The sequence below is a fragment of the Afipia massiliensis genome (genome assembly GCF_014203115.1).
In the GTDB taxonomy this organism is placed as follows: domain Bacteria; phylum Pseudomonadota; class Alphaproteobacteria; order Rhizobiales; family Xanthobacteraceae; genus Afipia; species Afipia massiliensis.
Genome location: NZ_JACHIJ010000004.1, coordinates 569706 through 592776, shown reverse-complemented (window position 1 = coordinate 592776; position 23071 = coordinate 569706). Strand labels below are relative to the sequence as shown.

General features: G+C 62.1%; 23 protein-coding genes and 1 tRNA gene. 8 read left to right on the top strand and 16 right to left on the bottom strand.

Annotated features, from left to right (window positions below):
- Positions 1 to 18: 18 nt before the first annotated feature.
- From ugpE to HNQ36_RS16575, 7 genes are all read right to left on the bottom strand, one after another.
- On the bottom strand, positions 19 to 867 hold the full coding sequence (ugpE, locus tag HNQ36_RS16605) for a sn-glycerol-3-phosphate ABC transporter permease UgpE (RefSeq protein WP_184086948.1): 849 nt from the start codon (positions 865 to 867) through the stop codon (positions 19 to 21).
- Positions 867 to 1748 carry a sn-glycerol-3-phosphate ABC transporter permease UgpA gene (gene ugpA, locus HNQ36_RS16600; RefSeq protein ID WP_184086946.1) on the bottom strand — a complete coding sequence of 294 codons (882 nt, stop codon included), beginning with the start codon at positions 1746 to 1748 and terminating at the stop codon, positions 867 to 869. The genes ugpE and ugpA overlap by 1 nt, the downstream gene beginning before the upstream one ends.
- Positions 1749 to 1756: 8 nt before the next feature.
- Entirely contained in the window at positions 1757 to 2155 is a 399-nt protein-coding gene (locus HNQ36_RS16595; RefSeq protein ID WP_184086944.1) for a bleomycin resistance protein, read from the bottom strand.
- Positions 2156 to 2176: 21 nt separating this feature from the next.
- On the bottom strand, positions 2177 to 3502 hold the full coding sequence (gene ugpB, locus HNQ36_RS16590) for a sn-glycerol-3-phosphate ABC transporter substrate-binding protein UgpB (RefSeq protein ID WP_184086942.1): 1326 nt from the start codon (positions 3500 to 3502) through the stop codon (positions 2177 to 2179).
- 232 nt (positions 3503 to 3734) lie between these two features.
- Positions 3735 to 4940 carry a CaiB/BaiF CoA transferase family protein gene (locus tag HNQ36_RS16585; RefSeq protein WP_046828076.1) on the bottom strand — a complete coding sequence of 402 codons (1206 nt, stop codon included), beginning with the start codon at positions 4938 to 4940 and terminating at the stop codon, positions 3735 to 3737.
- 203 nt (positions 4941 to 5143) lie between these two features.
- Positions 5144 to 5219: transfer RNA gene (locus HNQ36_RS16580), tRNA-Ala, on the bottom strand.
- Between the two features lie 90 nt (positions 5220 to 5309).
- Positions 5310 to 5726, bottom strand: coding sequence for a TIGR02300 family protein (locus HNQ36_RS16575; protein ID WP_019199348.1), 417 nt, complete (start codon positions 5724 to 5726; stop codon positions 5310 to 5312).
- A gap of 152 nt (positions 5727 to 5878) precedes the next feature.
- On the opposite strand from HNQ36_RS16575, the gene aroA reads away from it, so the two are divergent.
- The 3 genes from aroA to rpsA all read left to right on the top strand — a co-directional run bounded on the left by aroA (position 5879) and on the right by rpsA (position 9800).
- A complete protein-coding gene (gene aroA, locus HNQ36_RS16570; RefSeq protein WP_184086940.1) occupies positions 5879 to 7216 on the top strand; it encodes a 3-phosphoshikimate 1-carboxyvinyltransferase in 1338 nt (445 codons plus the stop codon).
- Positions 7213 to 7851, top strand: a complete 639-nt coding sequence (gene cmk / locus HNQ36_RS16565) for a (d)CMP kinase (protein WP_184086938.1) — start codon at positions 7213 to 7215, stop codon at positions 7849 to 7851. The genes aroA and cmk overlap by 4 nt, the downstream gene beginning before the upstream one ends.
- 248 nt (positions 7852 to 8099) lie before the next feature.
- Positions 8100 to 9800: a 30S ribosomal protein S1 gene (gene rpsA / locus HNQ36_RS16560; RefSeq protein ID WP_184086936.1), complete on the top strand. Its 1701-nt coding sequence runs from the start codon at positions 8100 to 8102 to the stop codon at positions 9798 to 9800.
- A gap of 1064 nt (positions 9801 to 10864) precedes the next feature.
- Here rpsA and HNQ36_RS16555 read toward each other — a convergent pair.
- Positions 10865 to 11602: an RluA family pseudouridine synthase gene (locus HNQ36_RS16555; RefSeq protein ID WP_184086934.1), complete on the bottom strand. Its 738-nt coding sequence runs from the start codon at positions 11600 to 11602 to the stop codon at positions 10865 to 10867.
- A gap of 51 nt (positions 11603 to 11653) precedes the next feature.
- On the opposite strand from HNQ36_RS16555, the gene ftsY reads away from it, so the two are divergent.
- A complete protein-coding gene (gene ftsY / locus HNQ36_RS16550; protein WP_184086932.1) occupies positions 11654 to 12601 on the top strand; it encodes a signal recognition particle-docking protein FtsY in 948 nt (315 codons plus the stop codon).
- Positions 12602 to 12603: 2 nt separating this feature from the next.
- Positions 12604 to 13215 (top strand): septation protein A, encoded by a 612-nt coding sequence (locus HNQ36_RS16545; RefSeq protein ID WP_184086930.1) that lies wholly within the window; start codon positions 12604 to 12606, stop codon positions 13213 to 13215.
- 127 nt (positions 13216 to 13342) lie between these two features.
- Here HNQ36_RS16545 and HNQ36_RS16540 read toward each other — a convergent pair whose 3' ends face one another.
- The 7 genes from HNQ36_RS16540 to ccmA all read right to left on the bottom strand — a co-directional run bounded on the left by HNQ36_RS16540 (position 13343) and on the right by ccmA (position 17794).
- Positions 13343 to 13720, bottom strand: a complete 378-nt coding sequence (locus HNQ36_RS16540; RefSeq protein WP_046828069.1) for a ComEA family DNA-binding protein — start codon at positions 13718 to 13720, stop codon at positions 13343 to 13345.
- Between the two features lie 145 nt (positions 13721 to 13865).
- Complete coding sequence (locus tag HNQ36_RS16535; protein ID WP_184086928.1) at positions 13866 to 14867, bottom strand: MBL fold metallo-hydrolase; 1002 nt, start codon at positions 14865 to 14867, stop codon at positions 13866 to 13868.
- Positions 14868 to 14894: 27 nt separating this feature from the next.
- A complete protein-coding gene (locus HNQ36_RS16530; RefSeq protein ID WP_184086925.1) occupies positions 14895 to 15497 on the bottom strand; it encodes a DsbE family thiol:disulfide interchange protein in 603 nt (200 codons plus the stop codon).
- On the bottom strand, positions 15494 to 15685 hold the full coding sequence (ccmD, locus tag HNQ36_RS16525; RefSeq protein WP_184086923.1) for a heme exporter protein CcmD: 192 nt from the start codon (positions 15683 to 15685) through the stop codon (positions 15494 to 15496). Before ccmD ends, HNQ36_RS16530 begins: the two co-directional genes overlap by 4 nt.
- Before the next feature lie 5 nt (positions 15686 to 15690).
- Positions 15691 to 16422: a heme ABC transporter permease gene (locus HNQ36_RS16520; RefSeq protein WP_184086921.1), complete on the bottom strand. Its 732-nt coding sequence runs from the start codon at positions 16420 to 16422 to the stop codon at positions 15691 to 15693.
- A gap of 95 nt (positions 16423 to 16517) precedes the next feature.
- Positions 16518 to 17195 (bottom strand): heme exporter protein CcmB, encoded by a 678-nt coding sequence (gene ccmB, locus HNQ36_RS16515; RefSeq protein WP_184086919.1) that lies wholly within the window; start codon positions 17193 to 17195, stop codon positions 16518 to 16520.
- Positions 17192 to 17794: a heme ABC exporter ATP-binding protein CcmA gene (gene ccmA, locus HNQ36_RS16510; RefSeq protein WP_184086917.1), complete on the bottom strand. Its 603-nt coding sequence runs from the start codon at positions 17792 to 17794 to the stop codon at positions 17192 to 17194. Before ccmA ends, ccmB begins: the two co-directional genes overlap by 4 nt.
- Positions 17795 to 18033: 239 nt before the next feature.
- Here ccmA and acnA point away from each other — a divergent pair, with 239 nt between their 5' ends.
- From acnA to HNQ36_RS16495, 3 genes are all read left to right on the top strand, one after another.
- Positions 18034 to 20751, top strand: a complete 2718-nt coding sequence (acnA, locus tag HNQ36_RS16505) for an aconitate hydratase AcnA (RefSeq protein ID WP_184086915.1) — start codon at positions 18034 to 18036, stop codon at positions 20749 to 20751.
- Positions 20752 to 20857: 106 nt separating this feature from the next.
- Positions 20858 to 21631, top strand: coding sequence for a DUF1223 domain-containing protein (locus HNQ36_RS16500; RefSeq protein WP_184086913.1), 774 nt, complete (start codon positions 20858 to 20860; stop codon positions 21629 to 21631).
- 424 nt (positions 21632 to 22055) lie between these two features.
- Positions 22056 to 22424, top strand: a complete 369-nt coding sequence (locus tag HNQ36_RS16495; protein ID WP_184086911.1) for a DUF2794 domain-containing protein — start codon at positions 22056 to 22058, stop codon at positions 22422 to 22424.
- Between the two features lie 35 nt (positions 22425 to 22459).
- Here the strand turns inward: HNQ36_RS16495 and HNQ36_RS16490 are convergent, their stop codons facing one another.
- On the bottom strand, positions 22460 to 22990 hold the full coding sequence (locus tag HNQ36_RS16490; protein ID WP_184086909.1) for a GNAT family N-acetyltransferase: 531 nt from the start codon (positions 22988 to 22990) through the stop codon (positions 22460 to 22462).
- Positions 22991 to 23071: the final 81 nt, after the last annotated feature.

Sequence of the window (23071 nt, the reverse complement as noted above, 5' to 3'; positions counted from 1 at the left end):
TCCCTAAACTTCCAGAATCTACTTTTCAGTTTCGACGAGGCCGCGCACGAACAGGCGCTGCATGAAGACGACGACTGCAACTGGCGGCAGCATCGCAAGAATCGCGGTGGCCATCGCCAACTGCCATTCCGCCAGTTCGTCGGTGGTGGTCAGCATTTTCTTGATGCCGGTCACGATGGTCTGCATCGAGTCCTGCGTGGTGATCAGCAGCGGCCATAGATACTGATTCCAGCCGTAGATGAACTGGATCACGAACAGCGCGGCGATGGTGGTGACGGACAGTGGCAGCAGCGTATCCTTGAAAAATCGGAACGGGCCCGCGCCATCGATCTTCGAAGCTTCCAGCAGCTCTTCGGGGATCGTCATGAAGAACTGCCGGAACAGCAGCGTGCCTGTCGCCGACGCGATCAGAGGCAGGATCAGCCCGGCATAGGTGTCGAGCATGCGCAGGTCGGCGACCACCTTGTAGGTGGGATAGATGCGGACCTCGACCGGCAGCATCAGCGTGATGAAGATGATCCAGAACGCGGTTTTCCGGAACGGAAAACGGAAATACACCACCGCAAACGCCGACAGGATGGAGATGAAGATCTTGCCGACCGCTATGCCGATGGCGGAAACGAACGAATTGATCAGCATGTGCCCGACCGGCTCGCGGCTGGTGCGCGATCCGCCGACGAAGATCGCCCGGTAATAGTTTTCGAGGGTGTGGTTGCCGGGTGAGAGCGGCATGTTGCCGTTGACCACCGTCGCCGCGTCGTGCGTTGAGGCGATCAGCGCGAGATAGACAGGAAACGCGACAATGAAGATGCCGAAGGTGAGAATGGCATAGGCGACGAAATCGCGCAGGGGACGATGCTCGACCATCAGTACTGCACCTTGCGTTCGACGTAGCGGAACTGAACGGCGGTCAGCGCGATGACGATGACCATCAGCACCACGGATTGCGCCGCCGAGCCGCCGAGGTCGCCGCCGAGCCGTCCGTCCGCGTAAACCTTATAGACCATGGTGGTCGTCGCACCCGCCGGGCCGCCGCCGGTGACGGCGTCGATGATGCCGAACGTGTCGAAGAAAACGTAGACCACGTTGACGACCAGCAGGAAGAACGTGGTCGGCGACAGCAACGGAAACACGATGGTCCAGAACCGGCGCAGCGGGCCCGCGCCATCGATCGCGCTGGCCTCAAGCACGCTCCTGGGGATCGACTGCAGACCGGCAAGGAAAAACAGGAAATTGTAGGAGATCTGCTTCCAGACTGCGGCCATTACCACCAGCGTCATGGCATGATTGCCGTTGAGCAGCGGGTTCCAGTCGAAGCCAAGAACGCGCAGCGGCCGCGCCAGCGTGCCGAGCGAGGGATGAAACATGAAAATCCACAGCACGCCGGCGATCGCGGGTGCCACGGCGTAAGGCCAGATCAGGAATGTCTTGAAGGCCGGCGCCGCCTTCAGGTTCTTGTCGGCCTGGGTCGCAAACATCAGCGCGATACTGAGCGACAGCAATGCGACCAGGGTCGAGAACACCACTGTTACCCATATCGCCTTGTAGTATTCAGGCTGCGCGAACAGGGTCTGATAATTCTCCAGGCCGACGAATTCCGATGTGAGGCCGAAGGCGTCTTCGCGCTTAAACGACTGCAAGACCGCCTGACTGGCAGGCCAGTAGAAAAATACGAAAGTGATGACGAGCTGCGGCGCGAGCAGCAGATACGGAAGCAGCCTGTTGTTAAAGGTGGCCGACTTTTCCATTCAGGGCGTCACTCGTGAACTGTCGGCGGCTCGCTGGACTCCTGTCCGAACCAGAGCCAGTAGCCATCGGGATCGCGCAACTCGAATTCCTTCATGCCGTACGCCGTGACGCGCAAATCTGTAACAGCCAGGTCGTCATCTTTCCATGCCGCGTGGAGGGCTGCCACGTCGTCGGGGTAGAAGTAGTAGACCTGAAAGTTCTTGGCATGCAGTGGCAGCGTGTCCATTTCCTCGCGCGGAGGCTCGTTGAGCATGAGCTTGATGTTATCGCGGCCGATCATGCACCATTTCGGCTCGGGTTCACCGAATACGTTGATGACATGAAAACCGAGCCGATCCCGATAGAACGCGATGCTCCGCTTCAGGTCGGATACGCTCAACATCGGAATCAGCGCGGTCAGTTTCATGGCGGCCGCGCTCCGGAAATCTCACTTCGCGGTTTTTTCGAACGTGCGAAGCATAGCGTTGCCGCGGCTCACGGCTGAGTCGAGCGCGTCTTTGGCGGTCTTTTGGCCGGCAAGCGCGGCCTCCATCTCTTCCGCCCAGATGTCGCGCATCTGCACCATGTTGCCGAAGCGCAGGCCGCGTGAGTTTTCTGTCGGCTCCTTGTTGGTGAGCTCCTTCAGCGGGGTCTGCAGCGTCGGGTTCTTGTCGTAGAAGCCGTCAGTTTTGGTCTTTTCATACGCTGCCTTGGTGATCGGCAGATAACCGGACTCCTGATGCAGCTTTGCCTGGCGATTGGTGTCGGACAGGAAGGCAAAGAACTTGGCAACGCCCTTGTATTCTTCGGGTTTCTTGCCGCCCATCACCCACAGCGATGCACCGCCGATGATCGAATTCTGCGGTGCGCCGGCGACGTCCGGATAGTACGGCATCGGCGCGGAGGTGAATTCAAACTTGGCGGTGCCCTTGGCGGTTGCGTAGTAGCCCGACGAGGTCAGGAAAAGCGGGCATTCGCCGGAACTGAAGCGGCTCTCGCTCGCGTTGGCGCGGCCGGAATAATCGTAGGTCTTGTCCTTCTGCAGATCCATCAGGTTCTGCAGATGCTTGATGTGCAGCGGCGAGTTGAATTTCAGCACGGTGTCGAACCCGTCGAGGCCGTTCGCCTTGGTGCCGATCGCAACATTATGCCAGGCGGAGAACTGTTCGATGTGGGCCCATGACGCCCACGCATTGGAAAAACCGCAGGTGGTATACCCAGCCGCCTTCAGTTGCTTCGCGGCATCGAAAACCTGTGGCCATGTTTTCGGGATTTCCGCGATGCTGGCCTTCTTCAGCGCGTCGAGATTGACCCACATCACCATCGATGACGAGTTGAAGGGGAACGACAACATGTCGCCCTTCGCGGTTGAATAGTAACCGGTGATCGCCGGCAGATAGGCCTTCGGATCGAACGGCTCGTTCGCATCCTTCATGAGCTGGTAGACCGGCTTGATCGCGCCGGTGGCACTCATCATCGTCGCCGTGCCAACCTCGAACACCTGGATGATATGCGGCGCGTTGCCCGCACGGAACGCGGCTATGCCTGCGTTCATGGTGTCGGGATAGCTGCCCTTGAAGGAGGGGACGACCTTGTAGTCGCTTTGCGAGGCGTTGAAATCCGCCGCCAGCTTGTTGACGATGTCGTTGTTGCCGCCGGTCATGGCGTGCCACCACTGAATCTCGGTGACGGCCTGCGCGGGCGTTGCAAAAGCAAGAAGAGTCGAAGCAGCCAGGCCCAAGACAGCCTGAAAGCCCATCTGGCGAATTGTCATCGATAGTTTCTCCCTGAAGCCGTCATCATCGTTGCGCGGTAACAGCGCCGGATGACGTGCTGGTGACGCCGGATGGTAAGCGGGGAGGGTCGCCTGTGGGAAGCCTTAAATGGCTTCGACCTTGGGGGCAGAGCGTTGGCCGTTGGTGCCGGAACGATCTCGTGCGCGGTCAGGAGAGGGGCGACGGAGTTGCCGTCGCCCCAAAGCTTGCGTTGCAGCCGAAGGCCGCGGCCTAGCGCTTCCGCTCTGGCCCGGCGACGACGCCCGAGGCGCGCAGATCGGCGATTTCTTTCGCCGAGTAGCCGAACTCCGCCAGCACGGTATCTGTATGTTCGCTGAACTTCGGCGGCACGTGACGCAGGCTGGCCTTGGTGCGATCGAAGCGGATCGGGGAGGCGACGCCCTTGTACCAATCCTTTTCGATGATATCGCCGCGATGCTTGACGTGTTCGCTCGCCAGCGCCTTGTCGATCGACTGGACCGGACCCGCGGGCAGGCCTGCCGCCAGCAGACGCCGGCACAGCGGCTCGCTGTCATGGTCCTTCAGGATATCAACGATCACGGCGCGCAGCTCGTCGCGATGGGCGATACGGTCACGGTTGCGCGCGAAGCGCGGATCGGTGCCGAGTTCCGGCTTGCCGAGCTCCTTCATCAGCTTGCGGAAGGTGCCATCATTGCCGACCCCCATGAAGACGTCGCCGTCGCGTGCCGGAAATACTGCATACGGCACGAGGTTCGGATGCTCGTTGCCTGTCAGCGCCGGCGGCTTGCCGTGGAGGAAATAGTTGGCGGTGTGTGGATGCATGATCGCGAGGCCGGTTTCGTAGAGCGTGGTCTCGAGGAATTGGCCCTTGCCGGACCTTGCGCGTTCGGCCAACGCCATCAGAATGCCGACCGCGGCATAAAGTCCCGTCGTCATGTCGACGAGCGCGACGCCGATTCGGGTCGGGCCGCTCTGCGGCGATCCGGTCGAGGCCATCAGGCCGACCATGGACTGAATGATCGCGTCGTAGCCGGGATGCCCGCCGTGAGGTCCGTCCGCGCCGAATCCGGAAATGCGGCAGTGGATCAACCGGGGGAATTTTTCGCGCAGAAAATCATTGCCGATGCCCCATTTGTCGAGCGTTCCCGGCTTGAAGTTCTCGGTGAGAACGTCGGCGGTCTCAAGCATCTTCATCAGCACCGCGCGTCCGCCTTCCGACGCGAGGTCCAAGGCGATCGCGCGCTTGTTGCGGTTGGTGCCGATGAAATACGCCGCGTCATCGTCGTGGAACGGAGGGCCCCAGTCGCGAGTCTCGTCACCGGCCGGCGGTTCGACCTTCACAACATCCGCGCCGTGATCGGCGAGAATCTGCGTGCAGTAAGGCCCGCCGAGCACGCGCGTCAGATCGACGACGCGCAGTCCGGCCATTGCACCGGTCGCGGTTTGAGATGTCATGGGGTCAACCTTCAACCAGCAAAAAAATTTGAAGACGATACTGCAACATTGCAGCCTGCTGTCACATTGAAAGAATTCGGACAGTGTCGTCAATACGCGCGCCGGTTGGCATCCATGCACGCGCGCATGCTGCGCAGCCGCACGGTTCATTGGGCGAACGCGGTTCGCAGAAAACGCGAATGATTGTTTCGCCGAGAGAAGGTTGGTGGAGCCAGGCGGGATCGAACCGCCGACCTCTTGCATGCCATGCAAGCGCTCTCCCAGCTGAGCTATGGCCCCGAACACCTTGCCGCGCGGTGGGACTGCGCGGGTTATCTGAATCGGCGCGCGTTGCGCGCCGGACCGAAAAATCACACTTGAGGATTTATCTCAAGTCTCTTCATCGCCCGACACATCACCGATGATGTCAGTAACGTCTTCGTCGTCTTCCTCGTCCTCGGCGATGAAGGTCGAATCATCGTCGTCGTCGTCGGTGAGGGTCTCATCGACTTCGATATCGTCCTCGGATTCCGGCAGCACGGCCTTGACCTTGCCGCTGTTCTCCTCGGCATCGGCTTCTTCCAGCGAGACCAATTCTTCCGCCTCGGCGGGCTCCGGCACAATGCTGGCGGCATTGGCGGCGGCAGCGCGTGCGGCAGCGTCGGCGCGCGTGCGTGGCGGCGGAACCGGCGCGATCGGCACGATCTCGCCAGTATACGGCGAAATCACCGGATTCTTATTGAGGTCATAGAACTTTTTGCCCGTGGTCGGGCAAATACGCTTGGTTCCGAGATCGGCTTTGGCCACGGTTTATAGTCCTGAGGATGTCTTGAAAAAGCGGTGCTTCACTTGGCTAGTTGCGCCGCCGCTGTCAATAGCGGTTTGGGGGATAAATGAACGGCCCGTGACGTCCTGCAAGCCCCGTGGTAGGAGCCCGCCTTAAACCAAGGAATGCCAGCTTGACCCACTCCGACCACCCAACCCCGCTGGAATCGCGCGCCGCGGGCGCTCTCAGCGGCCGTGTCCGCGTTCCGGGCGATAAATCCATTTCGCACCGGGCCCTGATTCTGGGCGCGTTGGCTGTGGGTGAAACCCGGATTTCTGGGCTTTTGGAAGGCGAGGACGTTCTCAACACCGCCAAGGCGATGGCCGCGCTCGGGGCGCGGGTCGAACGCACCGGCGAAGGGGCCTGGTTGGTTCGTGGCGTGGGGGTCGGCGGATTCAAGGCGCCGGACGCACCGCTCGATTTCGGCAACAGCGGCACCGGATGCCGGTTGGCCATGGGCGCGGTGGCAGGGTGCCCGATTGCGGCGACGTTCGATGGCGATGCGTCGCTTCGCAGCCGGCCGATGCGCCGGATTCTTGATCCATTGGAATTGATGGGCACGCGCGTGACGTCGAGCGCGGACGGCGGACGGTTGCCGATGACGCTGCAAGGCGCGCGCGATCCACTGCCGGTCATCTATCGCACTCCGGTGGCATCGGCGCAGATCAAGTCGGCGGTGCTGCTGGCGGGGTTGTCCGCGCCGGGCGTCACGACCGTGATCGAACAGGAAGCCAGCCGCGACCATACCGAACTGATGCTGACGCATTTCGGCGCCCACGTGGTGACGACGAAAGAGGGCGCGCATGGCCGCAAGATCGCGCTCACCGGTCAGCCCGAACTGCGCGGCGCCAACGTGGTCGTGCCGGCCGATCCGTCCTCTGCGGCGTTTCCGATTGTCGCCGCGCTGATCGTGCCGGAGTCGGACGTCACGCTGACCGACATCATGACAAACCCCTTGCGGACAGGGCTTTTCACGACACTGCGCGAAATGGGCGCGTCCATCGAGGAGAGCCATCAGCGCAACGATGCCGGCGAGCCGATGGCGCAATTCCGTGTGCGCGCGTCGCAATTGCGCGGCGTGACGGTGCCGCCGGAACGCGCGCCGTCGATGATCGACGAGTATCTCGTGCTTGCGGTTGCCGCCGCCTATGCGGAAGGCGTCACCACCATGCGCGGCCTGCAGGAATTGCGCGTCAAGGAATCCGACCGGCTTGAAGCCACCGCCGACATGCTGCGCGTCAACGGTGTTGAGGTGGAGATTTTCGGTGATGACATGATCGTGGTCGGCAAGGGTCACGTGCCCGGCGGTGGCCTCGTCGCCACCCACATGGATCATCGCATCGCGATGTCGGCGCTGGTGATGGGCACGGCGTCGGATACGCCGGTCAAGATCGACGACACCGGTTTCATCGCCACAAGCTTCCCGGACTTCATTCCGATGATGCGCGGGCTGGGAGCGGATTTCTCATGATCATCGCCATCGACGGACCCGCGGCATCCGGAAAAGGCACGCTCGGCAAGCGCCTGGCCCATCATTACGGGTACCGCCATCTCGATACCGGCGTGATCTACCGTGCGGTCGCCCAGGCGATGCTGGAAGCCGGGGCCGACCTGACCAATGAGTCGCTTGCAGTCGCCATGGCGATGGAACTCGACCCGGAAAAGTTCGGCAATCCGGTCCTGAAAACCCAGAAGGTTGGCGATGCGGCCTCGGTTGTCTCGGCAATTCCCAAGGTCAGGGAAGTACTTATCAATTTTCAGCGGCAGTTTGCTGCGGACCCGCCGGGGGCTGTGCTCGATGGCCGCGACATTGGAACCGTGATCTGCCCGGATGCCGACGTGAAGATCTTCGTTGTGGCGGACCCCCATGTTCGGGCCCGTCGCAGGACCCTGGAGGCCCGTGCCCGGGGCGAGGCCGCGGACGAGGCCGCCGTGCTGGCGGATATCCTCAAGCGCGACGAACGCGACCAGAACAGGGCGGTAGCGCCTTTAAAAGCGGCTCCGGATGCATACTTGCTGGATAACTCTCAGTTGGATATAGAGAGCGGCGTCCGGGCTGCGATCGACATTGTCGAGGCCGTCCGAGCGGGCCGGCCGAGGGCATAGTCCCCGCCGTCATTGGAGGAAAGCCCGCTCCCGGTTTTTGAGGTCGATCTTCGTCTCGGCTCCGGACAGCAGACCACGCGCTTCCCGCGCGGCAATCCAATTTTGCACCGTATCGTTCGTGCAGGCACACGCCGGCCCGCTGTCGCAATTCCTCCTTGCGAAGCGGTCGTCAAAGGTTGCGGACCTTTGGCACTGGATGCGCGATACGCCCTTAACCCTGCTGCCGGCATTCCGCATTTGGAGAACAAATGGCTTCGACTGCTACTTCATATAATCCTTCCCGCGACGATTTCGCGGCGATGCTCGACGAGTCCTTTGCAGGCGGCAACCTGCAGGAAAGCTCCGTCATCAAGGGCACGGTTGTTGCAATTGAGAAGGACATGGCCGTCATCGACGTCGGCCTGAAGACCGAGGGCCGCGTGGCTCTCCGCGAATTCAACGGCCCCGGCCGTGAAAGCGACCTCAAGGTCGGTGACGAAGTCGAGGTGTTCCTCGACCGGATCGAGAACGCACTCGGCGAAGCCGTGCTGTCGCGCGACAAGGCGCGCCGCGAAGAAAGCTGGGGCAAGCTCGAGAAGGCCTTCAACAACAACGAGAAGGTTCACGGCGTTATCTTCAATCAGGTCAAGGGTGGCTTCACCGTCGATCTCGACGGCGCTGTCGCCTTCCTGCCGCGCTCGCAGGTCGACATTCGCCCGATCCGCGACGTCGCGCCGCTGATGAACAACTCGCAGCCGTTCCAGATTCTCAAGATGGATCGCCGCCGCGGCAACATCGTGGTGTCTCGCCGCACGGTTCTCGAAGAGACCCGCGCCGAACAGCGTCAGGAACTGGTCCAGAACCTCGAAGAAGGTCAGGTCATCGACGGCGTCGTCAAGAACATCACCGATTACGGTGCGTTCGTTGACCTCGGCGGCATCGACGGCCTGCTGCACGTCACCGACATCGCGTGGCGCCGCGTCAATCACCCGACCGAAGTGCTGGCGATCGGCCAGACGGTCAAGGTGAAGATCATCAAGATCAACCACGAAACTCACCGCATTTCGCTCGGCATGAAGCAGTTGCTGGACGATCCATGGCAGGGCATCGAGGCGAAGTATCCGCTGAATTCGCGCTTCACCGGACGCGTCACCAACATCACCGACTACGGCGCATTCGTCGAACTGGAGCCGGGCATCGAAGGCCTGATCCACGTCTCGGAAATGTCGTGGACCAAGAAGAACATGCACCCCGGCAAGATCGTTTCGACCTCGCAGGAAGTCGAAGTGCAGGTGCTCGAAGTGGATTCGGCCAAGCGCCGCATCTCGCTCGGTCTCAAGCAGACCATGCGCAATCCGTGGGAAGTCTTCGTCGAGAAGTATCCGGTGGGTGCGGTCGTCGAAGGCGAAGTCAAGAACAAGACCGAATTCGGATTGTTCTTGGGCCTCGACGGCGAAGTGGACGGCATGGTCCATCTGTCCGACCTCGACTGGAAACAGCCGGGCGAGCAGGTCATCGACAACTTCAAGAAGGGCGACATGGTCAAGGCCGTGGTGCTCGACGTGGATGTCGAGAAGGAGCGCATCTCGCTCGGCGTGAAGCAGCTTGAGGGCGATCCGTTCGCAGAACCGGGCGACGTCAAGAAGGGCGCCGTCGTGACCTGCGATATCATCGAGGTGAAGGAAGCCGGCATCGAAGTTCAGATCACCGGCACCGACTTCACCACCTTCATCAAGCGCTCTGAACTCGCCCGCGATCGCGGCGACCAGCGCGCCGAGCGCTTCGCGGTTGGCGAAAAGGTTGATGCCCGTGTCATTCAGTTCGACAAGAAGGCGCGCAAGGTGCAGGTCTCGATCAAGGCGCTTGAAGTCGCTGAAGAGAAGGAAGCCATCGCACAGTACGGCTCGTCCGATTCGGGCGCGACGCTGGGCGACATTCTCGGCAACGCTCTCAAGAAGCGCGACAAGTAAGCGCCTCATCGCTTAAACCAATCAGGGCTCCGGAGTTTTCCGGAGCCCTTTTTCGTTTGCACGTGTGATGTAACAAACAAGACGTCATCACCGGGACGATGCAGGTGATGACGATTGCGGGTACTGAAGCATCGCGGGCAATCTTTCTCCGCGTCATCCTGCATAGTCTCTCACTGGTCGTCCCGGCGAAGGCCGGGACCCATACTCCCTGAGCCATCGATTTTTGGTCGATGCGGCTCTGCCCTCCGTCATTACTGCGCCTGGTGTTTATGGGTCCCGGCCTTCGCCGGGACGACGCTGAATGAGCAGCGAGTCCCTTGCGTCATTTCTGATCCATAGATTCAAATAGCCACGCGCATTTGTTCTCGCGCATCGCGCGAGGTGAGCTTTAGTTCTGCCCCAAGAGCGAGGGGCATGGAGCGCCGCGAGGCGCACCTTGTGTTCGTTTCGCTTCCGGCATCGCTTGCGACACGATGAAATCCGGAAGCGCATCGCCTTGCGGCGCTCCATCAACGGCGATTTTGGGCAAGGGGAGCGTTCTTCCGGGACAGGACGGACGCTTTCACGCCCCGATCCGGCGGCTTTCGCCGCTTTCATCCTGTCCGCGTCCAGCCACTCAAGGCAGAGCCACGTAGTTGGCCCGGACGCTGACCCCAGCCTCCCGGACGACGTGTGTGCGAGACACGTGCGCAGGCGCCGCATCCTGCTCCGCTTCAAAGCGCCCTCGAGAAGCGCCCCTCACGAACAGGACGACGGAGAATATATTCCTAGATCGAGAAATGTCAAGGAGAGATCGGAAATCTCAACGCGTCGTCTCGGCGAAGGCCGGGACCCATACTCCCTGAGTTATCGATATGATGGAGATGCCGCAGCGATCGTCTCGCTGTCACCATGACGTTTGGTGGTATGGGTCCCCGCTTTCGCGGGGACGACATCGTGTGTGTTGAAGTACTAGACATTTCCTACCCGTCATTCCGGGCCTGCGCCAAGGGGCGCATCCCGGAATGACGGAGTGAGAGTTCGCTGCACTCCGCGATGACGGAAGTGGATAGGCCAGCTTTTGCCTATTCGTCCGCAGCAACAGGTTCGGCGGCCGTGGCCGCTTCCTCGCCGTTCCATCCGCAGGCCTGGAGCCGTTCGTGCAGATGCGCCGGTGCAGGCGCGACAACGCGCACCGGCGGCTTGTTCTTCGACAGCGGGATGACGATTTCGCGGGCGTGAAGATGCAACGTCGGTTCGCCGAATCGGGGCCCGTTGCCGTAGATGTTGTCGCCGACGATCGGCCAGCCGCTCGCCGCGCAATGCACGCGCAACTGATGGGTGCGGCCGGTGATCGGCTCCATGGCCAGCCAGGTCAGGCCGTCACCGCGTCCCATCACGTTCCATTTTGTCTGCGACGGGAACCCGTTCGGATCCGGCTTCTGCCACCAGCCGCGCTCGGCATCGAGCCGTCCCAGCGGAATATCGATCTCGCCTTCGTTTTCAGTTGGACCACCTTCGACCACGGCCCAGTAGGTCTTGGAAATCTTGCCGTGCTTGAACAGCAGGCCGAGCGAAGCGGTTGCTTTCCGGTGGCGTCCCAGCACGAGACAGCCCGAGGTGTCGCGGTCGAGCCGGTGGGCCAGCACCGGCGGACGCGGCAGGCCGTAGCGCAGCGCGTCGAACGAGGCTTCGAGATTGGGCCCGCCCTTGGGGCCGCGATGCACCGCGATCCCGGCCGGCTTGTCGATCACCAGCATCAGCCCGTCGCGGTGAAGCACGCGGGCCTGAATTTCTTCCGGTGTCGGTTGCGGCGTATCCATGGGCAATGTTGACTTTCGTTTCAGCGGCGAAACCGCTAACACACCCCCCGCATGAACGACAGTCCACAGGATCAACCGAAACAAAGCTGGTGGCGCAGGCTTTCCGCCGGCCTCAAACGCACGTCGAGTTCGCTCGGGACGGCGGTGGCCGATCTCGTCACCAAGCGCAAACTCGACCGCGCCATGCTCGACGATATCGAGGATGTGCTGCTTCGCGCCGATCTCGGAACCGAGGTTGCGGCGCGTATCGCGGAGGCTGTCGGCAAGGGTCGCTACGACAAGTCGGTCTCGGCCGAGGATGTGACAACGATTGTCGCGACCGAAGTCGAGAAGGTGCTGTCGCCGGTCGCGAAGCCGCTGGAAATCGACGCAACGCAAAAGCCGTTCGTCATTCTCGTGGTCGGCGTCAACGGCTCCGGCAAGACCACCACCATCGGCAAGCTCGCCGCGAAACTCTCTGCCGAGGGCCGCAAGGTGATGCTGGCCGCAGGCGACACGTTCCGCGCTGCCGCCATCGAGCAGTTGAAGGTCTGGGGCGAGCGCAACAAGGTGCCGGTGGTGGCCCGCGCGCAGGGCTCGGATTCGGCAAGCCTCGCCTTCGAGGCGGTCGAAGCCGCAAAGGCGCAGGCCATGGACGTGCTGCTGATCGACACGGCCGGGCGTCTGCAGAACAAGACCGAATTGATGGTCGAGCTTGAGAAGGTGCGGCGCGTGATCGGCAAGGTCGATGCGTCCGCGCCGCATGCGGTGCTGCTGGTGCTCGATGCGACGGTCGGCCAGAACGCGTTGTCGCAGGTCGATGCGTTTCACAAGACGGCGGGCGTCACGGGGCTGGTGATGACCAAGCTCGACGGCACGGCGCGCGGCGGCATCCTCGTGGCGTTGTCGGAGAAGTACAAGCTGCCGGTGCATTTCATCGGCGTCGGCGAAGGGATCGACGATCTCGCGCCGTTCACCGCGCGGGATTTTGCCCGCGCGATTGCAGGACAGGACAATTGAGCATGACCGCTTCGGAAAAGCCCGCGCCGCATCCGCTGTTCAAGCTCGCGACCGAACTCGGTCCGCTGGTGATCTTTTTCGGGGCCAACGCGAAGTTCGGGCTGTTCGTCGCCACCGGCGCATTCATGGTGGCGATCGTCGCTGCGATTATTGCGTCCTATGTGGTGTCGCGCCATGTGCCGCTGATGGCCATCGTCACGGCGGTGATCGTGCTGGTGTTCGGCGGGCTGACGCTGTTCTTTCACGACGAGACGTTCATCAAGCTCAAGCCGACCATCATCTACGCGCTGTTTGCAGCCGCGCTCGGCATCGGACTGCTGCTCGGGCGTTCGTTCATCGCCATCATGTTCGACCAGATGTTCAATTTGACCCCGGTGGGCTGGCGGCTGTTGACCATCCGCTGGATGGTCTTCTTCGCAGGCATGGCGGTGCTGAATGAAATCATCTGGCGCACGCAGAGCACCGATTTCTGGGTGTCGTTCAAGGCGTTCGGCGTGATCCCGATCACGGCGGTCTTCGCGATGGCGCAGACCTCGCTGATCAAGCGCTATAGCATCGCGCCAGCGACCGATGAGGCGAGCGACCTCGAGCGCGGCGATATCACGAAGGGATAAAATACTTTCGTCATGCCCGGGCTTGTGCCGGGCATCCACGTCTTGAGGGCGTTGCGACAAGAAAGACGTAGATGGCCGGGACAAGCCCGGCCATGACGCAGTGTTAGGTGTACTTCGCGATCAGAACTTACTTCTGCTTCGCGATGATCTTGTCCTTGATCTCGGCGTAGGTCTTCTCGGGCACGATCTTCTTGTTCACGAGATCGTCCTTGCCCTTGTAGGGGCGGCCCTTGATGATCGCAGCGGAGTACGCGTCGCCGATCCCCTTGAGCGCCTTGAGCTGATCGGCGGTCGCCGAGTTGATGTCGAGCAGTTCGGTCTTGGTGTCGGCCTTGGCCGCGGGCGCCATCTTCGAGTCGGCCTTCGGCGCCGTTGCTGCGGCAGGCGGAGGCGCCATCTTGCCACCGGTTGCCGGCTGGGTCGCCTGAGAGAACGACGGCGACGATGCGAGCAGGCCGAGAGCGAGGGTCGCGGCAGTCAATGAAAGAAGTTTCGAATAACGCATGGGTGTCCCTCCAGGACAGTGATTGCAACACGCATAGCGTATGTTCGAATTCGTGGCCGCGCCATGGCTGCAAAATGAACGGCAGATAAAAGCGCAAAATTATTTTGAGCCGCTTGGTGCAGCGCGGCTGCGCCAAATAGGACGGTTAGTTCTTGGCCGCAGGCAATTTCTCAAACGGATCGAAGGCGACAAACGCCTCGGGCAACTTGATGTCGATGCCGGAGGTTCGGCCCCGGTCGTTGAGGAATTTCATCGACGCGGCAAAGTCATCCAGCAGGTTCGGCAGGGGGACCAGCGGCTGGTCCAGCGGGCGGGTGAAGTCATCCCAGTGAATCGGGATGACGCGCCGCGCGCCCGGCTTGTCCACGACCTCCCGCCAGTAATCTTCCATGTAGCTGGCGGGGCGCTTGCCGAGTTGCCCGGTGCCCAGAAACACAACGTCCGCCTTGCGCCCGTTCATGGCGTCGGGAACGAAGCCGGCGCTGGCGTTGATCAGCATGCGCCGGTCACCGTGCTCGACGAGGACCATGAAACTGCCGCCCTCGAGATAGGCGTTGGCGCGAACCGGCGGCTTCAACGGCTCGGCGATATCGCCTCCGGTGAAGGGCGACGGCACATGGCGGCCGGGAAGCAGCGTGATGCGAAAACGTCCGAAGGTCATCACGTCGCCGGCGCGGCGCACCGCGATCTGGCTGTCCGGCAAGCCCCAGCCACGCCCGACATTCGCGGTCGATTCCGATCCGACGAGAACTGCGCCGGTGCGTGCGGCGACTTCCGGCGAATCCATCACATGGTCGTAATGGGAGTGATTGACGATGACCGCGGCCAGCCGCGTGATACTGGCGCGCCGCAGGGTTGTCTCGATAATGGCTTTGTCGGGCGCGATCTTCTCCAGAAGCAATTGCCGCGAGTTCGGCCGCGTGAAGAAGCCGTCGGTCAGGACCGCGGTCTCGCCATCGTCGAGCAGCAATGTGGAAACGCCAAGGAACGTGACGCGCAGCCCCGGATCGCGATTGGCCTTGGAAAAAGTCTTGAATGCGTTGAAGGCGTCGATATCCGGCCGGTTGCTCAGGCCGTGATAGATGTAGACGGCAGCGGCAACGATCAGCAGCAGCAGGACGGCGGCAATCCGGATCACATACTTCATCGGACCTCCCGCATCATGCCGGGCATCTCAGGGTTTGCCGCGCAGCGCCTTCTCGATCTCGGCCTTCAGAACGACGTCGAAATTCTGAGGCGTGATCGGGCCGATCAGCTTGTAGGCGATCGCCCCGTCGCGGCCGATCACGAATGTTTCCGGCACGCCGTAAACGCCCCATTCGATCGAGGCCCGGCCGTTGGCATCGGCGCCGACTTCGACGAACGGATTGCCGTAACGGCCAAGGAAGCGCCGGGCATTGTCCGGGCTGTCCTTGTAGTTGATGCCGATCATGCGAATCCGCTTGTCCTGCGCGAGTTGCACCAGCAGCGGCGCTTCGTCGTGGCACGGCACGCACCACGACGCCCAGACGTTAACGACGCTGACCTGGCCCTTGAACGCTGCCGGGTCGAGCCCTGGCACCTGCGTGCCGCCGGCGACGAGTCCTTCAAGTGGGGGCAGTTTCGTCTGCGGCGCGGGACGGCCGATCAGTGCCGAGGGGATGCGTGCGGGGTCGCCCGCGCCGAGCCGGAGCCAGAACAACCCGGCGAGCAGGGCGAAGGCGATCAGCGGTAATGCCACCAGCCAAGAGCGGCCTTGTGAGCGGCGCTGCGGACGCGTTGCCCCGTTATCGCTCATGATGTTTTACCGGGAGGTTGTGCCGAGCGCCGGGTCACGCCGCTGGCTTCGAGATCCCGCAAAATCTGCTTCTGGCGGCGAAAGTCGAGCCCGACCCACACGATGAGCGCTGCGACCACGAGGCCTACAAGCAGGTACGACGTGATGATGAAGGATGCGTAGGGACCGAGCGATGTGAGAAACGGCATGGCGATCACGCTGCCTGCCGGCTGGCTTGCATCATCTGCAAGGTGCGCACCCGCCGCCGCAGGACCTCGTTGCGCATCGCTGCGAGATGCAGCGTCAGGAACAGCAACGAGAAAGCCACTGCCATGATGAGCAAGGGAATCAGAAACGCGCGGTCCATGCTCGGGCCGCCGGCGCGAATGACCGACGCGCCCTGATGCAGCGTATTCCACCAGTCGACCGAGAACTTGATGATCGGAATGTTGATCGCGCCGACCAGCGTCAGGATCGCGGCTGCGCGCGCCGCGCGGGATGGATCTTCCACCGCGCGCCACAGCGCCATGATGCCGAGATACATCAGAAACAGGATCAGCACGGACGTCAGCCGTGCATCCCATTCCCAATAGGTGCCCCACATCGGCCGGCCCCACAGCGATCCGGTCACCAGCGCGAGAAACGTAAACGCTGCGCCGAGCGGTGCGGCTGCTTTTGCCGCGACGTCCGCCAGTGGATGCCGCCACACCAGCGTGCCGAGCGCCGCGACGCTCATCACGCCCCAGACGAACATCGACAGCCATGCGTTGGGAACGTGGATGAACATGATCTTCACGGTCGCGCCCTGCTGGTAATCGTCGGGCGCCATCGCCGCCTGATAAAGGCCGATCGCGAGCAGAACCGTTGTGATAGCGGCGAGCCACGGCAGCACGCGCGTGGTCAACGCGAGGAACCGGGTTGGATTGGCGAGGTCGATAAGGCTCATGATGGTCCTGATAATCGCCGCATGCGGTGGAGGCAATGCGCGGGGACTTTACGATGCCGCGTTTTTTGCAAAAGTTGATCGGGCGCAATGTCGCATCAGTCGAGCCCATGCCGCAGACTGGCGGCCGCCGCGAACGGGCCGACCACCAGGCTGACCAGTGACAGCGCGCACAGGATCGAAAACGGCGTGCCGAACGGCATCGTCCCTTCGACGGCGGCGTTCGAGGCGGCGACACCGAAAATCAGCACGGGGATCGACAGCGGCAGCACCACCACCGCGAGCAGCAATCCGCCTCGCCGCAGCGTGACCGCAAGGGCGGCGCCGATCATGCCGGTGAATGTGAGAGCCGGTGTGCCGACCAGCAGCGTCAGCGCAACCGCGAATGTGGCTGTCGCATCGAGGTTGAGCAGGATGCCGATCAGTGGCGTCGCCACGATCAGCGGCACACCCGCCGCCAGCCAATGGGCCAGCGCCTTCGCCGCGCAGCTCAGTTCCAGCGGCGTGCGGCTCATCACGATCAGGTCGAGCGACCCGTCCTCCTGGTCGGCGGTGAACAGACGATCGAGGGTCAGCAGGCTCGCCAGCATGGCGCCCAGCCACAGGATCGCCGGGCCGATCCGTTTCAGCAAAGCGAGATCAGGGCCGATTGCGAACGGCATCACCACCACGACCGAGACGAAAAACAGCACGCCGATCATCGCGCCGCCGCCGGCGCGCAGCGCGACGCCGATGTCGCGGCGGACAAGTGCGGCAAGTGCGGCAAGTGCGGTCACGCATCACCGCCGATCCGCAGTTCCTGCGCCGGAACCCCAAGCGGCCCGTGGGTCGCGGCGAGAATGATTCCGCCGCTGCGCAAGTGCGCGCCCATCAATGCGGCCACCATGGCCTGCCCGGAGGTGTCGAGCGCCGAGGTCGGCTCGTCCAGCAGCCAGACCGGGCGATTGACGGCAATCAGCCGCGCAATCGACAGGCGCCGACGCTGGCCGGCCGAGAGGAACGCGGCAGGCAGGTGAACCGCATGGCCAAGTCCCACGGTCTTCAGGCTCGCAGGTCCATCGATTGCTTCGCCGCCGAGATATTCGCGCCAGAAATCGAGGTTTTCCAGCACGGTCAGGGAAGGTTTTAGCGCGTCGCGGTGGCCGAGGTAGTGCGTTTGCTCGGCAAGTGTGAGTTCGGCTTCGCCGCCCTCAAGGGTGATCGCGCCACCGGCGGCCGGAAGCAGCCCTGCCATCAGCCGGAGCAGCGATGATTTCCCGGCCCCGTTGATGCCGGTCACAGCCAGCGCCTGGCCTGCGGGGACCGCAAAATCGAGACCAGAAAAGATCTCTCGCCCGCCCCTGACGCATTTCAGACCCTGAGCCGTAAGCCTCATGATGGATTGACCGATGGCCTGTGGCGGGGCGCTATAGTTCCAGCCGTGACGTGCATGACAGGGAGACAATCCATAGCGGGTGTGGTGGACAGACTGGAAAGATTCTATAAAACCGGAACTTGGTGCAGCACACAATTAGCCACCGGAAACAGCACGGTTCAGCCCTGATTCCTTCGCTCTTGACGGTGTTCCGATACCTTTTGCCGGGTATCTCCAACTTCTGAACTGGGATCGTTCACATGCCCTCGCTCGACAGCTTTAAATGCCAGAAAACCCTCAAGGTCGGCGCCAAGACTTACGTGTATTACAGCCTGCCTGCCGCTGAAAAGAACGGCCTCAAGGGCATTTCGAAGCTGCCTTACTCGATGAAGGTGCTGCTCGAGAATATGCTGCGCAACGAAGACGATCGCACGGTCAAGAAGGCCGACATCGTTGCATTCGCGCAGTGGGCGAAGAAGAAAACGCTCGAACACGAAATCGCATTCCGCCCCGCGCGCGTGTTGATGCAGGATTTCACCGGCGTACCTGCGGTGGTCGATCTCGCCGCCATGCGCAACGCGATGAAGGCGCTCGGCGGCGACGCCGAAAAGATCAACCCGCTGGTGCCGGTCGATCTGGTCATCGATCACTCGGTGATCGTGAACTTCTTCGGCGACAACAAGGCTTTCGGCAAGAACGTCGCCGAAGAGTACAAGCAGAACCAGGAACGCTACGAATTCCTGAAGTGGGGCCAGAAGGCGTTCACGAATTTCTCGGTGGTGCCGCCCGGCACCGGCATCTGCCATCAGGTCAATCTCGAATACCTCGCACAGACCGTCTGGACCAAGAAAGAGAAGCTCACCGTCGGCAAGAAGAAGGGCACCTTCGAAGTTGCCTATCCGGATTCGCTGGTTGGCACCGACTCGCACACCACCATGGTCAATGGTCTGGCCGTGCTCGGCTGGGGCGTCGGCGGCATCGAGGCTGAAGCCGCGATGCTCGGTCAGCCGCTGTCGATGCTGCTGCCGGACGTGGTCGGCTTCAAGCTCAAGGGCCAGCTCAAGGAAGGCGTCACCGCCACCGATCTCGTGCTGACCGTCACCCAGATGCTGCGCAAGCAGGGCGTGGTCGGCAAGTTCGTCGAATTCTTCGGCGCGGGTCTCGATTCGATGTCGGTCGCCGACAAGGCCACCATTGCCAACATGGCGCCGGAGTATGGCGCGACCTGCGGCTTCTTCCCCGTCGACAAGTCCGCGCTCGACTATCTGAAGACCTCGGGCCGCAAGTCCGCCCGCGTCGCTCTAGTGGAAAAATACGCCAAGGCGCAGGGCCTGTTCCGTACCGCGGCTTCGCCCGATCCGGTGTTCACCGAATTGCTGACCCTCGATCTCGGCGACGTGGTCCCCTCGCTGGCAGGTCCGAAGCGCCCTGAGGGCCGCGTGGCGCTGCCGGCGGTCGCGGACGGTTTCGCTGCCGCGATGGAGTCGGATTACAAGAAGGCACTGGACGGTCACCGCTACACGGTCGAAGGCCGCAATTTCGATCTCGGCCACGGCGACGTGGTGATCGCGGCGATCACATCCTGCACGAACACCTCAAACCCGAACGTGCTGATCGGTGCGGGCCTGCTGGCGCGCAACGCTGCCGCCAAGGGCCTGACTGCGAAGCCGTGGGTGAAGACCTCGCTCGCGCCGGGCAGCCAGGTGGTCGCAGAGTATCTGGCCAATTCCGGATTGCAGAAGGATCTCGACAAGGTCGGCTTCAACCTCGTCGGCTTCGGTTGCACCACCTGCATCGGCAATTCCGGCCCGCTGCCGGAAGAGATTTCGAAGGCGATCAACGACAACGGCATCATCGGCGCGGCGGTGCTGTCGGGCAACCGCAACTTCGAAGGCCGCGTTTCGCCGGACGTGCAGGCGAACTATCTCGCGTCGCCGCCGCTGGTGGTTGCCTATGCGCTGGCTGGCAACGTCAACATCAACCTCGCCACGGAGCCGCTCGGCACCGGACGCGACGGCAAGCCGGTTTATCTCAAGGACATCTGGCCGAGCTCGAAAGAGATCAACGCCACGATCAAGAAGTACGTCACCTCGACAATCTTCAAGAAGAAGTATGCCGACGTGTTCAAGGGCGACACCAACTGGCGCAAGATCAAGACCGTGACCAGCGACACCTATGCCTGGAACATGAGCTCGACCTACGTGCAGAACCCGCCGTATTTCGAAGGCATGAAGATGGAGCCGGAGCCGATCGTCGATGTGCTCGACGCGCGCATTCTTGCGGTGTTCGGTGACAAGATCACCACCGACCATATTTCACCCGCCGGCGCGATCAAGCTGACCTCGCCTGCCGGAAAGTATCTGTCGGAGCATCAGGTGCGGCCCGCCGACTTCAACCAGTACGGCACGCGGCGTGGCAACCACGAAGTCATGATGCGCGGCACCTTCGCCAACATCCGCATCAAGAACCACATGCTGAAGGGCGCCGACGGCAACATTCCGGAAGGCGGCCTGACCAAGCACTGGCCGGACGGCGAGCAGATGTCGATCTACGATGCCGCGATGAAGTATCAGGCGGAACAGGTGCCGCTCGTGGTGTTCGCCGGCGCCGAATACGGCAACGGCTCGTCGCGCGACTGGGCTGCCAAGGGCACGCGCCTGCTTGGCGTGCGCGCGGTAATTACGCAGAGCTTCGAGCGCATCCACCGCTCCAACCTCGTCGGCATGGGCGTGCTGCCGCTGACATTCGAAGACGGCGAGTCCTGGCAGTCGATTGGCCTCAAGGGCGATGAGAAGGTCACGATTCGCGGGCTGCAGGGCGATCTGAAGCCGCGCCAAAAGTTAACGGCGGAGATCGTGTCGTCGGACGGTTCGTTGAAGAGTGTCTCGTTGCTCTGCCGCATCGATACGCTCGATGAGCTCGAATACTACCGAAACGGCGGTATTCTCCACTACGTGCTGCGCAATCTGGCTGCGTAGCTCGGCTGGAAACGTATCCGTGAACGGGCTCACCGCGAAGTGAGTAGCGAAGCACCCGGGGGGCGGCCTATCAAGGGGCCGCCTTCTTGCTGATAGGGACAGACGGATGTCTGATTTGCCAGAATCGAAAACGACAACAACCGGCGCGTTCGCGTCGCGCCTGTCGCGTACGCTCGGCATCTGCGCGATATTCACCGTGATCACGCCGGCATGTGCCGATGATCCGCGCGCGGTGGTCGAGCTGTTCACGTCGCAGGGGTGTTCATCGTGCCCGCCGGCGGACAAGGTTCTCGGCGAACTCGCGCAGGACAAGTCTGTCATCGCACTCAGCCTGCCGATCGATTACTGGGATTATCTCGGCTGGAAGGACACGCTGGCGGATTCGCGGTTCAGCGCGCGACAGAAGGCCTATTCGCATATGCGCGGCAACCGCGGCGTCTACACGCCGCAAGCCGTCGTCAACGGCACGACCGATGTTCTCGGCAGCGACCGCATCGCGATCGAGAACGCTGCGAAGGGCACCCAGAAGAACGACGGTGTGATGTCGGTGCCGATTAAGATGACGACATCAGGCAGCCAGATCAATGTGTCGGTGGCGGAAGCCGGCGGCATGAGCGGTGAGATCTGGATCTGCGCGGTGTCGAAGCAGGTTCCGATCACCATCTCGCGCGGCGAGAATCGCGGGCAGCAGATCACGTATCACAACGTGGTGCGCAACGTGCTGAAGGTCGGCGACTGGAATGGCAGGGCCGGCAGTTGGACCGTGCCGCTTGAAAACATCACGCGCGACGGCGTCGATGCGGCGGCGGTCTTTATTCAGGACGGCAATCGCGACAAGCCCGGTCCGATGCTGGGCGCAGCCTTTACCTCGCTGAACTGAAATCCCGTAATTTTTTGAATCAGATCACGCCGCTGCAAGGTGGCGATACGCGATTGCGCGTCTGGTGCCAGCGCGGGCCTTCGTCATTCGAAGCAACAAATCCAACCCAAACAAAAAAAGACCAGCTCGCGCTGGCCCGAAGGATGGGGATCCTAATTTCTGCGAAGAATTAGACCCGATCCTGACGACCCCGGGGGGCTGGGGGCTGAGGAATCCGGTGCCGAAAGGACCGGGTCAACGCAGTTTCATCTTGATCGCAGTCCAGCACGGCGGTGGATTGACCGAAATCGGGCGGCATTATGATTTTGCCTGACGTCCACGTGATGCTCTGTCTCCTGTGTCCAGGCGGCATAAGCGCTTGAAATCATGCTTGCAGGCGTCGCCGGACGGGGTGATCATGTCGGGTATGTGACAGGAGGCGCCGATGAATTCAGTATCGGGCGATATCGATCCAAGCGAGAGCCGGGGGCTGGAGCGCAGCACGACGCCACTTCCGCCCCAGAGCGTTACGTTCAACCGCATTGAACTCAATCGCATTCTCAATCTGTATGGGCGCATGGTCTCCGACGGCGAGTGGCGCGACTACGCCATCGACTTTCTGAAAGATCGCGCAGTGTTTTCGATCTTCCGCCGCGCCTCGGAAGTCCCGATCTACCGGATCGAGAAAGATCCGCGCCTCACCCGCAAGCAGGGCGCCTACAGCGTGATCGCCGCCAACGGACAGATCCTACGCCGCGGCCACGACCTTGAGCGCGTGTTGCTGGTGATCGACCGCAAGCTGGCGCTGGTCTAGAGCGCGATTCGGGTCGCGCTACACGGCCAGCTCGTTCAGCCTTTGGGAAGCGTCGCGCCGCCCTCGTCGAGGGCGCGCTGCATCAGCACCGTGTCGAGCCAGCGTCCGAATTTGAATCCGACATTTTTTAGCGTGCCGGTCATCTCGAAACCCGCGCGGGCGTGAACGCCCACCGAGGCGGCATTGGCGGAATCGCCGATCACCGCGATCATCTGGCGGTAGCCGCGCGCCTCGCACTGCGCGATCAATTCGGTCAGCAGCGCCAGCCCGATGCCGCGCCGATGGCTGGCCGGAGCGAGGTACACGGAGTTCTCCACGGTGAAGCGATAGGCCGGGCGCGCGCGGTAGAGCCCCGCATAGGCGTAGCCGGCGATGTTGTCGTCGATGGTTGCCACGAGGTAGGGAAAGCCGCCGCGGGCCAGTTCGTCGAACCGTCGTGTCATCTCGGCGACGTCGGGCGGGGTCAGTTCGAAGGTCGCGGTGCCGTGGTTGACGGCCTCGGCGTAGATATCGGTGATGGCGGGAATATCCGCGGGCGTCGCGGAGCGGATCATGAGGTCTGGCATGAGGGCGCAGCTTAATGGGCGGCCCGCAAAACAAAAGCCCCGGCTTTTGGCCGGGGCTTTCGAGAGTTCACCGATCAGCCA